Source organism: Pseudomonas sp. ANT_H12B (genome assembly GCF_008369325.1).
Classification (GTDB): domain Bacteria; phylum Pseudomonadota; class Gammaproteobacteria; order Pseudomonadales; family Pseudomonadaceae; genus Aquipseudomonas.
This window is the reverse complement of sequence record NZ_VOBI01000038.1, coordinates 1-15,029: the sequence shown is the minus strand read 5'-3', so window position 1 is coordinate 15,029 and position 15,029 is coordinate 1. Positions and strand designations below refer to the sequence as shown.

The 15,029-nt window shown below is 59.1% G+C and carries 13 protein-coding genes; 5 read left to right on the top strand and 8 right to left on the bottom strand.

The features are described from left to right. Positions 1 to 266 precede the first annotated feature (266 nt). Together FQ185_RS29740 and FQ185_RS29735 are read right to left on the bottom strand one after the other, a co-directional pair. Entirely contained in the window at positions 267 to 866 is a 600-nt protein-coding gene (locus FQ185_RS29740) for an FMN-dependent NADH-azoreductase (RefSeq protein ID WP_149420556.1), read from the bottom strand. A gap of 229 nt (positions 867 to 1,095) precedes the next feature. After that, on the bottom strand, positions 1,096 to 1,410 hold the full coding sequence (locus FQ185_RS29735; protein WP_149420555.1) for a 3-phosphoglycerate kinase: 315 nt from the start codon (positions 1,408 to 1,410) through the stop codon (positions 1,096 to 1,098). Between the two features lie 48 nt (positions 1,411 to 1,458). On the opposite strand from FQ185_RS29735, the gene FQ185_RS29730 reads away from it, so the two are divergent. The 4 genes from FQ185_RS29730 to FQ185_RS29715 all read left to right on the top strand — a co-directional run bounded on the left by FQ185_RS29730 (position 1,459) and on the right by FQ185_RS29715 (position 5,678). After that, positions 1,459 to 2,382, top strand: a complete 924-nt coding sequence (locus FQ185_RS29730) for a LysR family transcriptional regulator (protein WP_149420554.1) — start codon at positions 1,459 to 1,461, stop codon at positions 2,380 to 2,382. A gap of 14 nt (positions 2,383 to 2,396) precedes the next feature. Continuing rightward, the gene (locus tag FQ185_RS29725) at positions 2,397 to 3,212 is read left to right on the top strand and encodes an alpha/beta fold hydrolase (protein WP_149420553.1); all 816 of its coding nucleotides are present in this window, start codon (positions 2,397 to 2,399) and stop codon (positions 3,210 to 3,212) included. After that, positions 3,206 to 3,763 (top strand): peptidylprolyl isomerase, encoded by a 558-nt coding sequence (locus tag FQ185_RS29720; RefSeq protein ID WP_149420552.1) that lies wholly within the window; start codon positions 3,206 to 3,208, stop codon positions 3,761 to 3,763. Before FQ185_RS29725 ends, FQ185_RS29720 begins: the two co-directional genes overlap by 7 nt. An 82-nt stretch (positions 3,764 to 3,845) precedes the next feature. After that, positions 3,846 to 5,678, top strand: coding sequence for an ABC transporter ATP-binding protein (locus FQ185_RS29715; RefSeq protein ID WP_149420551.1), 1,833 nt, complete (start codon positions 3,846 to 3,848; stop codon positions 5,676 to 5,678). Positions 5,679 to 5,728: 50 nt separating this feature from the next. Here FQ185_RS29715 and FQ185_RS29710 read toward each other — a convergent pair whose 3' ends face one another. Continuing rightward, positions 5,729 to 6,853 carry a GNAT family N-acetyltransferase gene (locus FQ185_RS29710; protein ID WP_149420550.1) on the bottom strand — a complete coding sequence of 375 codons (1,125 nt, stop codon included), beginning with the start codon at positions 6,851 to 6,853 and terminating at the stop codon, positions 5,729 to 5,731. A 281-nt stretch (positions 6,854 to 7,134) separates the two neighbouring features. Here FQ185_RS29710 and FQ185_RS29705 point away from each other — a divergent pair, with 281 nt between their 5' ends. Continuing rightward, positions 7,135 to 8,421, top strand: coding sequence for a putative porin (locus FQ185_RS29705; RefSeq protein ID WP_149420549.1), 1,287 nt, complete (start codon positions 7,135 to 7,137; stop codon positions 8,419 to 8,421). A gap of 132 nt (positions 8,422 to 8,553) precedes the next feature. Here FQ185_RS29705 and FQ185_RS29700 read toward each other — a convergent pair whose 3' ends face one another. From FQ185_RS29700 to FQ185_RS29680, 5 genes are all read right to left on the bottom strand, one after another. After that, the gene (locus FQ185_RS29700; RefSeq protein ID WP_149420548.1) at positions 8,554 to 8,790 is read right to left on the bottom strand and encodes an anti-sigma factor; all 237 of its coding nucleotides are present in this window, start codon (positions 8,788 to 8,790) and stop codon (positions 8,554 to 8,556) included. Next, positions 8,784 to 9,398, bottom strand: coding sequence for an RNA polymerase sigma factor (locus FQ185_RS29695; protein WP_149420547.1), 615 nt, complete (start codon positions 9,396 to 9,398; stop codon positions 8,784 to 8,786). Before FQ185_RS29695 ends, FQ185_RS29700 begins: the two co-directional genes overlap by 7 nt. Positions 9,399 to 9,546: 148 nt before the next feature. Continuing rightward, positions 9,547 to 10,668, bottom strand: a complete 1,122-nt coding sequence (locus tag FQ185_RS29690) for a beta-ketoacyl-ACP synthase III (RefSeq protein ID WP_149420546.1) — start codon at positions 10,666 to 10,668, stop codon at positions 9,547 to 9,549. A gap of 242 nt (positions 10,669 to 10,910) precedes the next feature. Beyond that, entirely contained in the window at positions 10,911 to 14,822 is a 3,912-nt protein-coding gene (hrpA, locus tag FQ185_RS29685; protein WP_149420545.1) for an ATP-dependent RNA helicase HrpA, read from the bottom strand. Between the two features lie 114 nt (positions 14,823 to 14,936). Next, on the bottom strand, positions 14,937 to 15,029 hold a 93-nt coding region (locus tag FQ185_RS29680; RefSeq protein WP_141234440.1), incomplete at its 5' end, for an IS3 family transposase.

Genomic DNA, 15,029 nt, shown 5'->3' with positions numbered 1-15,029 from the left:
AGGAAAGTATTAATATCGCGCATAAGAACGCCGGTTTGTTAGATGTGTTTGCTCGCACGAACATCATCAATCAAATCGGCGTTCTTGTTTCTGTGTTTCCCGGGATTCCGTGAAGAACCAAAAAAAAGCCCGATCTCGCTAAAGCGTTCAATCGGGCTACAGCACTCAGGAGCAACAAGTGCAAAGGGAGGTTCAATGCGCGTAAAGCCTCGAAGGGGTTGCGCCAGGCCACTTGAACATCAAGGGATTATCTGGCGATTAAAGCTTCAGGCGACCTGGGAAAGCTTGGCGTTGGCCTGGTTCAGGCCTTTCTCCTGGAAGTCACCGCCCAGGTTCATGCCTTCGGCGTGAATGAACGTCACATCGTGAATTCCGATGAAACCCATGACCTGGCGCAGATACGGTTCCTGGTGATCAGCGGTACTGCCGGCATAGATTCCGCCGCGAGCCGTCAGCACATAAGCGCGCTTGCCGTTGAGCAAACCTTGCGGGCCGGTCGCGGTGTACTTGAAGGTCACACCGGCGCGCAGCACGTGGTCGAGCCAGGCTTTGAGGGTGCTCGGGATCGCGAAGTTGTACATCGGCGCGGCCATGACCAGCACGTCAGCGGCCAACAGTTCGTCGGTCAACTGGTTGGAGCGTTCCAGTGAAACCTGTTCGATGTCGTTGCGTTGTTCGACAGGTTTCATCCAGCCGCCCAGCAAGTTGATGTCCAGGTGCGGTACCGGGTTGACGGCCAGGTCACGCACAGTGATCTGGTCGTTCGGGTGAGCGGCTTTCCACTGGCTGATGAAGGTCTGGGTCAGTTGACGCGAAACCGAGTCTTGCTGACGGGCGCTGCTTTCGATGATCAGAACACGTGACATGGGATGTAGGCTCCATCTGAGAATGCTGTAAGGCGATGGAGTGAAGGTTAAACAGAGTTATATCGATGAAAAAGCGCAAATAACTGCTATAACCCATCAATAAATTTGTTTATAAGCGGAGCATGCCTTGTGGGAGCGAGCCTGCTCGCGAAAGCGGTGTCTCAGGCAACCGTGATGTCGACTGACACGACGCCTTCGCGAGCAGGCTCGCTCCCACAAGGTTGTAAAGTCATTTGGGGGAGCAACTCAGGTTGATACGCATCTTGATGATGGTCCGGGTGAACTTGGCGGTGGCATTTTTGTGTTTGCCCGCGGCCACTTCGATGGTGCGGGTGCGCGGTGCTTCCGGGCCATTGTTGAAAACCACCTTACAGATTGCGTCGGTGGTGCCGTAGTTGTTGACCTGAATGGAGGCGATGTCGTTATCCGTGTCGTACGCGTTGTAGTCGATGCTCAAGCCGTTCAGCTCTTTTGTTACATCGATCGGATAAGCAAACGCAGTCAGCGGCAGCATCGCCAACAGCACACAACAGAATTTTTTCATTCAGCAGTCTCCAATAAGGACTGCCAGCTTAGACAAGAGGAGCTATTCATGAAAGCGCCCCGCGTGACCCTTGATCAATGGCGAACATTACAGGCCGTGGTCGACCACGGCGGTTTCGCCCAGGCCGCCGAAGCGCTGCACCGCTCGCAATCATCGGTGAGCTACACCGTGGCGCGCATGCAGGACCAGCTCGGCGTACCGCTGTTGCGCATCGACGGCCGCAAAGCGGTCCTGACCGAAGCCGGCGGTGTACTGCTGCGCCGTTCCCGGCAACTGGTGAAACAAGCCAGCCAACTGGAAGACCTGGCCCACCACATGGAGCAAGGTTGGGAAGCGGAAGTTCGGCTGGTGGTCGACGCCGCGTACCCGAGCGCCCGCCTCGTGCGCGCCTTGACGGCGTTCATGCCGCAAAGCCGAGGTTGCCGGGTGCGTCTGCGCGAAGAAGTGCTGTCGGGCGTGGAAGAAGTATTGCTCGAAGGCGTCGCCGACCTGGCCATCAGCGGTTTCAGCATCCCCGGTTATCTGGGCGCGGAATTGAGCGACGTCGAATTCGTCGCGGTCGCCCACCCTGAACATCCGCTGCACCGTCTCAACCGCGAACTGAATTTCCAGGACCTGGAAAGCCAGTTGCAAGTGGTCATCCGCGACTCCGGCCGCCAGCAACCACGGGACGTCGGCTGGCTCGGCGCGGAACAGCGCTGGACCGTCGGCAGCCTCGCCACCGCCGCGACTTTTGTCGGCAGCGGCCTGGGTTTCGCCTGGTTACCCCGGCACATGATCGAACGGGAAATCAAGGAAGGAACGCTCAAGCTGCTACCGTTGGACCAGGGCGGCAGTCGCAACCCGAGCTTCTATCTGTACTCGAACAAGGACAAACCACTGGGGCCGGCAACCCAGATTCTCATCGAGCTGCTGCGCACGTTCGACACCGCGCCGCTGGATGCCCCTTTCGCCGCCCCTGAACAAGCCTGACACGGAGTGACCGCATGGCCTATTTCGAACATGAAGGTTGCAACCTGCACTATGAGGAATATGGCCACGGCACGCCGTTGCTGCTGGTCCATGGCCTGGGTTCCAGCACCCTGGACTGGGAAAAGCAGATCCCGGCGCTGTCAGCCCGCTACCGGGTGATCGTCCCGGACGTACGCGGCCACGGTCGCTCGGACAAACCCCGTGAGCGCTACAGCATCGCCGGGTTCAGCGCCGACCTGATCGCGCTGATCGAGCATCTGAACCTCGGCCCGACACATTACGTGGGCCTTTCGATGGGCGGCATGATCGGCTTTCAACTGGCGGTGGATCAACCGCAGCTGTTAAAAAGCCTGTGCATCGTCAACAGTGCGCCCGAGGTCAAACTGCGCAGTCGCGACGATTACTGGCAATGGTTCAAGCGCTGGAGCCTGATGCGCGTCCTCAGCCTGGGCGCTATCGGCAAGGCTCTGGGCGCCAAGCTGTTCCCCAAACCGGAACAGGCGGATTTGCGGCAAAAGATGGCCGAGCGCTGGGCAAAAAACCACAAACATGCTTATCTCGCCAGCTTCGATGCAATCGTTGGCTGGGGGGTTCAGGAACGACTTTCGAAAGTCTCCTGTCCAACCCTCATCGTCAGCGCCGACCGTGACTACACACCGGTCTCGCTGAAAGAGACCTATGTAAAACTGCTGCCCGATGCGCGGCTGGTGGTGATCGCCGATTCGCGCCACGCCACCCCGCTGGATCAACCCGAATATTTCAACCAAACCCTGCTCGAGTTTCTTACCGAAGTCGACACCACCTCACTCAGGATTACTGACCCATGCTGAAAAAAATCGCCCTCGTCGCTGGCTCCGTTCTGTTTGCCGCCAACCTGATGGCCGCAACGCCCGCCAAGGCGCCGCACGTGCTGCTGGAGACCACCAACGGCCAGATTGAAATCGAACTGGATGCGGTCAAGGCCCCGATCAGTACTAAAAACTTCCTTGATTACGTCAACAGCGGCTTCTACAACAACACGATTTTTCACCGTGTGATTCCAGGGTTCATGATCCAGGGCGGTGGTTTCACTCAACAAATGCAGCAGAAAGAAACCAAGGCACCGATCAAGAACGAGTCCAAAAACGGTCTGCATAACGTCCGTGGCACGCTGTCCATGGCCCGCACTTCCGACCCGGACTCGGCCACTAGCCAGTTCTTTGTGAACGTCAAAGACAACGACTTCCTCGACAGCGGTGACGGTTATGCGGTCTTCGGTAAAGTCGTGAAAGGCATGGACGTGGTAGATGTCATCGTCAACTCTCAGACCACGACCAAAAGCGGCATGAAGGATGTGCCGGCCGACCCTGTGTTCATCAAGTCGGCCAAAGTCATCGACTAAGCTACACAGGAAGTTTTGAGCGGCTGCCGGAGTGCGCCGCTCACATTGTTCAAAGGAGAGCCCGTGCGCGGGCGGAGAACTGATGCTTTATCGCCGTTTCGAGAAACTGATCGACATATTCCGCGACGCCCCGACGGCGGCTCCGCCGGATCGGGTTCTGCCTTTCTATACCTATTACCTGAAGCAGGTCTGGCCGAGTTTCGCTGCCCTGTTGATCGTCGGCCTGGTTGGCGCACTGATTGAAGTGGCACTGTTCAGCTACCTGAGCCGCATCATCGACCTGACCCAAGGCACGCCGAACGTCAACTTCTTCCAGCAGCATGGCATCGAGCTGGCCTGGATGACGGTGGTTGCACTGGTTTTCCGGCCGATTTTCGTCGGCCTGCATGACCTGCTGGTGCACCAGACCCTGAGCCCCAGCATGACCAGCATGATCCGCTGGCAGAACCACAGTTACGTGCTCAAACAGAGCCTGAATTTCTTCCAGAACGACTTCGCCGGGCGCATCGCCCAACGCATCATGCAGACCGGTAACTCGTTGCGCGATTCGGCCGTGCAAGCGGTCGACGCCCTATGGCATGTGGGGATCTACGCGATCAGTTCGCTGGTCCTGTTCGCCGAAGCCGACTGGCGCCTGATGATCCCGCTGCTGACGTGGATCGCCGCTTACATCGGCGCGCTTTGCTACTTCGTGCCACGGGTCAAGGAACGCTCGGTGGTGTCGTCCGACGCGCGTTCCAAACTCATGGGGCGGATCGTCGATGGCTACACCAACATCACCACCCTGAAGCTGTTCGCCCACACCAATTTCGAGCAGCAATACGCCAAGGAAGCAATCGAAGAACAGACCGTAAAAGCCCAACTGGCTGGCCGCGTGGTCACCAGCATGGACGTGGTCATTACCAGCATGAACGGCTTGCTGATCGTCGGCACCACCGGCCTGGCCCTGTGGCTATGGACCCAGTCGCTGATCACGGTAGGCGCCATTGCCCTGGCCACCGGCCTGGTCATCCGCATCGTCAACATGTCCGGCTGGATCATGTGGGTAGTCACCGGTATTTTCGAAAACATCGGCATGGTTCAGGACGGTTTGCAGACCATCGCTCAACCGGTCAGTGTCACCGATCGCGAGCAGGCCAAACCGCTGGCGGTAGCCCGTGGCGAAGTACGTTTCGAGCATGTGGATTTCCACTACGGCAAGAAGAGCGGGATCATCGGCGGCCTCAACCTGGCCATCAAACCCGGCGAAAAAATCGGCCTGATCGGTCCGTCCGGCGCGGGTAAATCGACCCTGGTCAACCTGCTGCTACGCCTCTATGACGTAGAAGGCGGACGCATCCTCATCGACGGCCAGAACATCGCCGACGTCGGCCAGGAAAGCCTGCGCGAGCGCATCGGCATGATCACCCAGGACACGTCCCTGCTGCACCGCTCGATCCGCGACAATTTGCTGTACGGCAAACCCGACGCCACCGACGCAGAGCTCTGGGAAGCGGTGCACAAGGCCCGGGCCGACGAGTTCATCCCATTGCTGTCGGACGCTGAAGGCCGCAGCGGTTTCGACGCGCATGTCGGGGAGCGCGGGGTGAAACTCTCCGGCGGCCAGCGCCAGCGGATTGCGATTGCTCGCGTGCTGCTCAAGGACGCGCCGATTCTGATCATGGACGAAGCCACTTCGGCGTTGGACTCGGAAGTCGAAGCAGCCATCCAGGAAAGCCTCGAAACCCTGATGCAGGGCAAAACCGTGATCGCCATCGCCCACCGACTCTCGACCATCGCCCGGATGGACCGTCTTGTAGTACTGGAGAACGGCAAGATCGCCGAGACCGGCAGCCACGCCGAATTGCTGGCCCATGGCGGGTTGTATGCGCGGTTATGGCAGCACCAGACGGGCGGGTTTGTCGGGATCGATTGAATCTCCCGACCGATCGTTCCCACGCTCTGCGTGGGAACGATCTCGCCCCATCAATCTTGCCGATAGGGCAAGGCGCTCCTCGCTTCCTCGGCATACGCCAACACGCCAACGCGCTCTTGCTGCAGGAAGTCTTTGACAGCGGCTTTCAGGCCGGGATGGCGCAAGTAGTGCCAGGAGTGAGTAATCACCGGTTCGAAACCACGAATCAACTTGTGCTCGCCTTGAGCGCCGGCATCGAATCGCTGGACGCCATTGGCAATCGCGTAATCCATCCCCTGATAGAAACAGGTCTCGAAGTGCAGACGATCGAACTCCGCCAGACACCCCCAGTAACGCCCGTAAAAACTGTCGCCCCCCACCAGGCTGAAAGCCATCGCCACCGGGCGTGAACCTTGTTTGGCCAACACCACCCGAATCGATTCCGGCATGCGCTCGGCCAACAGGCTGAAAAACTCCCGCGTCAGATAAGGTCTTTGTCGACGCACTGCGTAGGTGTTGGCGTAGCAGGCATAGACAAAATCCCACTGCGCCTGATCGAGTTGCCTGCCTTCGAGCCATTCGAAATCAATGCCCTGCCCCGCCACTTGCTCGCGCTCCTTGCGCATCTGCTTGCGTTTGCGCGAACTGAGGACGTCGAGGAAATCCTGAAAATCGCGATACCCGCGATTCTGCCAGTGATACTGACAACCGATCCGTTGCAACCAGCCCGGCTGCTCGGCCAATGCAGCATTGGTGAAGGGGTCGGTGAAGTTGATGTGGGCGCTGGAGAGTTCTTCGATTTCCAGGTAACCCGGCAGGCTTTTCAGTAGTTCGAAACCCTCCTCGACGGTGGCCGCCAGCAATCGCGGCCCGCTGACCGGGCTGAACGGCACGGCTGTCAGAAGCTTGGGGTAATAGTCGATTCCCGCCCGTTCGCAGGCATCAGCCCAAGCGTGATCGAACACGTACTCGCCGTAGGAATGCCATTTGCGGTAACTGGGCAGCGCGGCAATCAGGCGATCACCCTCAATGTGCAGCAAATGCTCGGGTTGCCATCCGGAATGGGGGCTGATGCTGGCGCTGTCTTCCAGCGAGGTCAGAAAAGCGTGACGCAGAAATGGCTGGTTCTCGGGCACCAGAGCATCCCAGGTGCGTGCGGCTATGTCAGACAAGCTTTCCAGACGGTGCAGCGGCATCAACTTCCTCCCAACTTCTTTGCGTGAAAGCACCGCGAGTATCGCTTATCGCTGTGCATTGCACACGAGCAATTCGACGACAGCGCTCTGGCTCAATAGTTCGCGAGGACTTTGTATCGTCATCGAGATGCCATCACATTGCCACCGCTCTGTCATAAACCATCGCGATACTGGCGCCAGTTTTTAGAACGTCGGGTTCTACCCGGCCACTGTTTTCCGTCCGACAACGGTCGGTTGTGCCCTGGATGGCTCAGTCATCCCTTTCATCTTCGGAGATTGATATGCGTCTTGCTTCCACTAAAACTGCGGCGGCCCTGTGTGGCGGTCTGCTGCTGGCCATGAGTGTTCCGGCCAGCGCCGCAGTCGACGCCAAGCTGCTCGACATGCTCAAGGCTAACGGCTCGATTAACAACGCGCAGTACGCCGAACTGCAAGCAGAACTGACACGCGACCAGCATGCTCAACAGATCCAGCAGCAAGCAACCGCTGAACAGATGACAGCCATGCAGGCAAAACGTAACGAGCTCAGCGCGTTTGAGAAAAAAGTAGCTTGGGCCGCCAAGACACAGATCAAAGGTGACGTGCGCATGCGTTACGAAGATGTGAATTCGGACGGTAACGCCAGCGACCAAGGCCGTGAGCGTGTGCGTGCGCGTATCGGCGTCTACAGCGAGATCAACCCGCAAGTCGACGCTGGTGTGCGTATCGCTAGCGGCAGCAACGACGACCGTCGTTCGACGAACCAGAGCCTGGACAACTACTTCAGCAAGAAGTCGCTGTGGCTCGACCAGGCGTACCTGGACTGGCACCCTACCGATGTTAAAGACTTGCACCTGATCGTCGGTAAAATGAACCAGCCTTGGGTCAACGAAGGCGACATTATCTGGGATAGCGACATCAACCCAGAAGGCCTGGCGGCCACCTACAAGCTGCCACTGGGTAGCGGCGGCGCCGAACTGTTCGGCAGCACCGGTTACTACATCCTCAAAGACAACGTCGACGGCGACGGCGTGGAGTTCAAACACGACCTGAGCATGTACGCCGGTCAACTGGGTGCGCGCTTCGCTCCGACTGACGGCATGAAAGTCACCTTGGGTGGCAGTATCTATAGCTTCGACGGTGACGACAGCCCGGCAGCCCGCGCAGCCTTGGCCATCAACGGCAACACCAGCACCCAGTTCCGTCTGTACGAAGGTTTCGGCCAGATCGACCTGAGCAACCTGCCTATTCCGTTGTCGGCCTACGGCCAGTACGTGCTCAACGACCGCGCAGCGACCGATGAAGACACCGCTTGGTTGCTGGGTGTGAAGACCAAGCTGGGTAAGTTCGGCCTGGACTACAACTATCGTGACGTTCAGCGTGATGCCGTGGTCGGCGCGTTCACCGACTCGGACTTCGCCAACGGCTTCACCGGTTCGCGTGGTCACAAGTTCAAAGTGGGTTACGAAATCGACAAAAACTTCTCGGTCGCCGCCGCTTACTTAATGGCCACTTCCGACACCGCAGCACGAAACCGCAACGATGCGGACATCGACACGCTGCAAGTGGATCTGGAAGCCAAGTTCTAAGCACTCCCGTTACACGCCTCAGGTCATGGATGCTTGAGGCGCTTTACAGTCTGGCGTGGATGGATCGATCCCATCATCCGTTCGATGTATCCACGCCGGCCTGTTTCTCTTCCCCGCAGTAACTCCACGAATCTACGGAATGTCCTTGCGACGCTCCGCAGCGAGACGCTCCGCAATTTTGTCGACATCTGGCACAGCATCCTCCGGCATTTCACGCAATGTCGCCTGCATCAAACGCATCTGCCGAACGAACCGCCGGCAATTACGGCAGAACATCAGGTGATGACGCATCATCAGCCGCTCACGAAAGCTCAACTGGCCATCGAGATAATCGCTGGAACGCGCCACTTGTTCCTTGCAGGTCAGCATTCGCCGGTCTCCTCAAAATGTTCTACGGTCGCAAAGACTTTCAACCGTGCCCGGTGCAGCAGCACGCGAACATTGGAGAGCGAGATTTCCAGAAGATTACAGATCTCCTCCAGCTCCAGCCCCTGACGCTCACGAAGTAACAAAACACTGCGTTGCAGCTCCGACAAGCTGAGCAACGTGTGCTCAAGGCATTCACGCAGCTCGTTTTGCGTCAACAACGCCTCTGGCGTGTCTTGATGCCAGGCGAACGGGGCGATCAGCCAGTGACCATCTGCAGAAGAAAAACGATCGTCATCGAGGGTGCCGTGAGGCGATGGGAGGTCATCGAGCAAGACTTCCCGACGATTTTGCTTGTATCGACCTTTGGCCGAGTTTGCGGTGATGGTCAGCAACCAGGTCTTGAGGCTCGAGCGCCCCTCAAACCCGCTCAGGCTGCGCACAACCGACAACCAGGCATCTTGCACCACTTCGTCGGCATGCCGGTGTCCGACGATGGCGTAGGCCACTGCGCGCATGGCGCTCTGATAGGTGCTGACCAATTCCTTGAAAGCCTGTTGCTCACCTGTCAGCAATCGCTCGAGCAAGTGTGCGTCGTCAGCCGCCATCAACAAATTTCCTTGTTCTGACTTCGAAAATGGTTACGGCAGGACTTGCCGAAGGCATCGTCCTGCTGTCACTTGCGAAAACTACAGTGTCCAGAATGTTGCGAATGTAGGAATAGTCTTTGCGAGCCGTACGAAAGAACGACAATCAACCTCAACGTTTGCGCAGAATCACGCTACCAATCGAGTAACCGGCGCCGAACGAGCTGAGTACCGCCAGCGAACCTGCGGCCAGATCGTCCTGATTCTTGTGAAACGCAATCACGGAGCCGGCGGAGCTGGTGTTGGCGTAGGAATCGAGAATCACCGGGGCTTCTTCTTCGGTGGCTTCGCGGCCCAGCAGCTTCTTGACGATCAGGTGGTTCATGCTGAGGTTGGCCTGGTGCAGCCAGAAGCGCTTCACGTCGCCGACGTTCAGTTTGTTTTCTTCCAGATGCGTAGCGATCAGCTCGGCGACCATCGGGCAAACGTCGCGAAACACCTTGCGGCCTTCCTGTACGAACAGCTTGTCCTTGGCACCGATGCCCTCTTCCGCCGCACGGTTGAGGAAGCCGAAGTTGTTGCGGATGTTGTTGGAGAACTTGGTCAGCAGCTTGGTGCTGACGATGTCGAACTGGTACTTGGACGTCGCCAGGTCAGCACGTTCGATGATCACCGCGGTAGCGGCGTCGCCGAAGATGAAGTGGCTGTCACGGTCTCGGAAGTTCAGGTGACCGGTGCAGACTTCCGGGTTGACCATCAGGATCGCCCGGGCCTGGCCCAGTTGCACACTGTTGGCCGCAGCCTGAATGCCGAAGGTCGCCGAGGAGCAGGCGACGTTCATGTCGAAACCAAAACCCTGGATGCCCAAGGCTTCCTGGACTTCAATGGCGATGGCCGGATAGGCGCGCTGCAGGTTGGAGCAGGCGACGATCACGCCGTCGATGTCCGCAGCGGTCTTGCCGGCGCGCTGCAAGGCTTGCTCGGCGGCGCCGATGGCCATTTGGCAAAGCACCGACCACTCGTCATTCGAGCGTTCCGGCAGGCGTGGCGCCATGCGTTGCGGGTCGAGAATGCCGTCCTTGTCCATGACAAAGCGGCTTTTGATACCAGAGGCTTTTTCGATAAACGCCGCGCTGGACTCGGTCAACGCTTCGATTTCGCCGCGCGCGATGGCGTCGGCATTGTCGGCATTGAACAGCGCGACGTAAGCGTTGAAAGACTGCACCAGCTCTTCATTGGAGATGCTGTTGGCCGGGGTGTACAGGCCGGTGCCGCTGATGACGACGTTATGCATGGTCGTTTCTCTAATCTGTTCAGGCAGAAAGTATTGGTACCGACGTACCAATACACAAAGGGTCTATTTCCGTCACGGGAAGCAAACCTGGCATCGCTTTATTCCGATCCGCCCAAACCTGTGAAGGCTCAAAACCGCGGGGCCGGCGTTTATAGGCGCGAAGTTTGCCATAAACGTCGGGGTTTGGCGCCTTTTTGCTGGATGAAGAGCCTGCTGACACAACACCTTACCTGTGGGAGGTGTCAGGGCTCGACCTGGGTCCACTGCTTGTTCAGGCGCTTGTCGGAAATCGGCACTTTGGTTCCCAATTGCTGGGCAAACAGCGAAACCCGGTATTCCTCCAGCCACCAGCGATAGAGCTCCAGTTGCGGATCGCGCTTGCCTTCCTGGGCGTGTTTGTTGGCGCGGGTCTGGTATTGAGTCCACAGGCCAGACAATTCGCCGCTCCAGACCCGGTCCCTCTGCACTTGAGCGCCGATCTTCTCGAAGCGCTGCTCGACCGCTTTCAAATAACGCGGCAACTCCTTGAGCCACTGCATTGGGGTTTCCCGGACGAAGCCCGGATACACCAGATGACTGAGCTGCTGCTTGATGTCGTTCAACGCCACGGCTTGCGCCAGATCGATCTTGCCCTTGAAGCGTTTTTGCAGGCCGTGCCAGAGCTTGAGGATTTCCAGCGTCAACTTCGCCAGGCGTTCGGCGTGCTCATTCCAGCCGCCACGCTTGCGTTCGGCCAGTGACGCCAGACCGGCGCCGTCCCGGGGCAACGGGTCTTCGCCCTCGAGAATGCAGCTGTCGAGGCTGGCCAGCAGAATGTCTTCGACCAGACTGTCGATGCGCCCCATGTCGCGGTACATCAACCCCAGCTCGGTCAGCCCCGGCAACTTGCCGCGCAGGAACTTCGCCGGTTCAGCCAATTGCTGCATCAACAAACGCTGCAGCGCGCGGCGATGTTGAAACTCGGCTTCGGCCGGCGTGGAGAAACGTCCTTCCTTGACCGTGCCACTCTCCTCCACCAGCGCCGGATACACCGTCATCGACAGCCCGGCGATCTTCTGCTGGGTTTTCTCGGCGACGGCGGCAAACACTTTCGGCTCCACCGGTTGCTGGTTTTTCGCGGTTTGCGGCACGGCCAACGCCGCCTGACTGGCTCCGGCAAAGCGGGCGGTCAGTTCCGCCAGATCACGTCCCTCACCCAGGAACTTGCCCTGGCCGTCGACGATTTCCAGGTTCATCCGCAAATGACTGTCGACCTGTTGAGAGGCCTCCGCCCACGCTTCATCGCTGACCCGCGCACCGGTCATGCGCAACAGTTCGCGGCCCAACGCGTGAGGCAACGAGCCCTCGGCGAAGGTCATGCGCTGCAACGCGGCTTTGACGAAGTCCGGCACCGGTACGAAATTCTTGCGCAGGGCTTTGGGCAGGTTGCGCACCAGCGCGATGCACTTGGCCTCGATGACACCCGGCACCAGCCATTCCAGGCGTTCCGGCGGCAGCATCGGCAACAATGGCGCCGGCACGCGCAGGGTCACGCCATCGCGAGGATGGTTCGGCTCGAAGTGGTAGCTGAGCGCCAACTCCAGATCACCGATGTGCAAGGTGTCCGGGTAATGCAGCGCGGTGACTTCACTGGCCTCGCGGGCCAGCACGTCTTCTTCGCGCATGATCAGCAGCTGCGGGTCTTTCTGGCTGTTGACCTTGTACCAACTGTCGAACGTGGCGGTCTGGTGAATCTCCGCCGGCAACCGCGCATCGTAGAAGGCGAACAGGGTTTCTTCGTCCGCCAGAATGTCGCGACGGCGAGCCTTGGCTTCCAGTTCGTCGAGCTGTTCCAGCAACTGCGCATTGGCCGTCAGGCACTTGGCCCTGGACTGAATTTCGCCCCGCACCAGGCCTTCGCGAATGAAAAACTCTCGCGACACAACAGGATCAATCGGCCCGTAATGCACCGGCCGGCGACCGACCACGATCAGCCCGAACAAAGTGATTTGTTCAAACGCCACGACCTGGCCGCGCTTCTTCTCCCAATGGGGTTCGAAGTGGTTTTTCTTGATCAGGTGCCCGGCCAGCGGCTCGATCCAGTCGGCGTCGATCTTGGCGACCATGCGCGCGTAGAGCTTGGTGGTTTCCACCAGCTCGGCTGCCATCAGCCATTGCGGGCGCTTCTTGCCGAGACCCGATGACGGGTGAATCCAGAAGCGCCGCTGACGGGCGCCAAGGTAGTCGCCGTCTTCGGTTTTCTGACCGATCTGGCTGAGCAGGCCCGAGAGCACCGCTTTATGCAACTTCGGGTAATCCGCCGGCTCTTTGTTGAGGCTGAGCTGCATGTCGCGGCAGATCAGGCTCAACTGCCGATGGGAGTCGCGCCATTCGCGCAGACGCAGGTAATTCAGGAAATTCTTGCGGCACCAGTTGCGCAGCGGGCTCGCCGTCAGCGCTTGGCGCTGTTCTTCGAAACCACGCCACAGATTGACCAGCCCGGCGAAGTCCGAGTCCACGTCTTTCCATTGAGCGTGGGCCTGATCCGCCGCTTGCTGACGTTCTGGAGGACGCTCGCGCGGGTCCTGAATCGACATGGCGCTGGCGACGATCAGCACTTCCTGCAAGCTGCCGAGTTTCGCCGCTTCCAGCAGCATGCGGCCCATTCGCGGGTCCACCGGCAAACGCGCCAGATTCCGACCCAACGGGGTCAGCTGGCTGTTGCGGTCCACCGCCGAGAGTTCTTGCAGCAGGTTGAAACCGTCGCTGATGGCTTTGCCATCCGGCGGCTCGATAAACGGGAAATCGGTGATCTCGCCGAGACGCAGATGCAGCATCTGCAAAATCACTGCCGCGAGGTTGGTACGGAGGATTTCCGGGTCGGTAAATTCCGGCCGCCCCATGAAATCTTCTTCGCCGTAGAGACGAATACAAATACCCGGCTCGACCCGCCCGCAGCGACCTTTACGCTGGTTGGCGCTGGCCTGGGAAATCGCTTCGATTGGCAAACGCTGGACCTTGGCGCGGTAGCTGTAACGGCTGATGCGCGCGGTGCCGCTGTCGATTACGTAACGAATGCCCGGCACGGTCAGCGAGGTTTCCGCGACGTTGGTCGCCAATACCACGCGGCGCCCTGGGTGCGACTGGAAAATCCGCTGCTGTTCGGCCGGCGACAATCGTGCGTACAGCGGCAGAATCTCAGTGTGCTTGAGTTGGGCCTTGCGCAGCATGTCCGCCGCGTCGCGAATCTCGCGCTCGCCGGGCAGGAACACCAGCACATCGCCAGGGCTCTTGCGCTCGCTGCGTTCGAAGTCGGCGATTTCGTCGAGGGTGGCGAGAATCGCCTGATCCACGGTCAAGTCGTCCTCGACGCGGTTGCCCTCTTCGTCTTGCTCCAGGGTCAGCGGGCGGTACCAGGTTTCCACGGGGAAGGTGCGGCCGGAGACTTCGACAATCGGCGCGTCATCGAAGTGTTTGGAGAAACGCTCCAGGTCGATGGTCGCCGAGGTGATGATGACTTTCAGGTCCGGACGACGCGGCAGCAGGGTTTTCAGGTAACCGAGCAGGAAGTCGATGTTCAGGCTGCGCTCGTGGGCTTCGTCGACGATGATCGTGTCGTAGCGTTCGAGGTAGCGGTCGTTCTGGGTTTCCGCCAGCAGGATGCCGTCGGTCATCAGTTTGATCAGGGTGTTGGAATCGCTCTGATCTTCGAACCGCACCTGATAGCCGACCAGCGCGCCCAACGGTGTCGCCAGCTCTTCGGCAACCCGGCTCGCCACGCTGCGGGCGGCGATCCGACGGGGCTGGGTGTGACCGATCAGGCCATGCTGGCCGCGACCGATTTCCAGGCAGATCTTCGGCAACTGGGTGGTTTTACCCGAGCCGGTTTCGCCGGCAATGATCAGTACCTGATGCTTGAGTAACGCTTCCTTGATTTCATCGCGCTTGGCGGCGATCGGCAAGCTGTCGTCATAACGAATCACCGGCAGGCTGGCACGCCGCGCCAGCACCTGATCACAGGACGCCTGCATGCGCGTCACCCACTGGGCCAGCTTGGCCTCGTCAGGTTTCTTGCGCAGCTCAAGCAACTGCCGCCGCAGCCGGTGGCGGTCGGCGAGCATGGCGTGATCGAGGTTTTTCAGCAGTTTGTCGATGGAAGGCGATTCGTCAGTCATCAGGTACGCAATAAGTCGTCTAGTGGCGCAGGGGGCGGATTGTCGCAGATTTGCGCCGCCATGTGATCGTTCCCACGCAGTGAACTGACCCCACAAAGTTGGACGTTTACCCATCTATGCCTGAGCGGCCTGAGTTCTGTATTCAACAGGACTCAGGCCGTTTAGCTTCAGTCTGATACGCGAGTGATTGTAATACTGGATGTACTC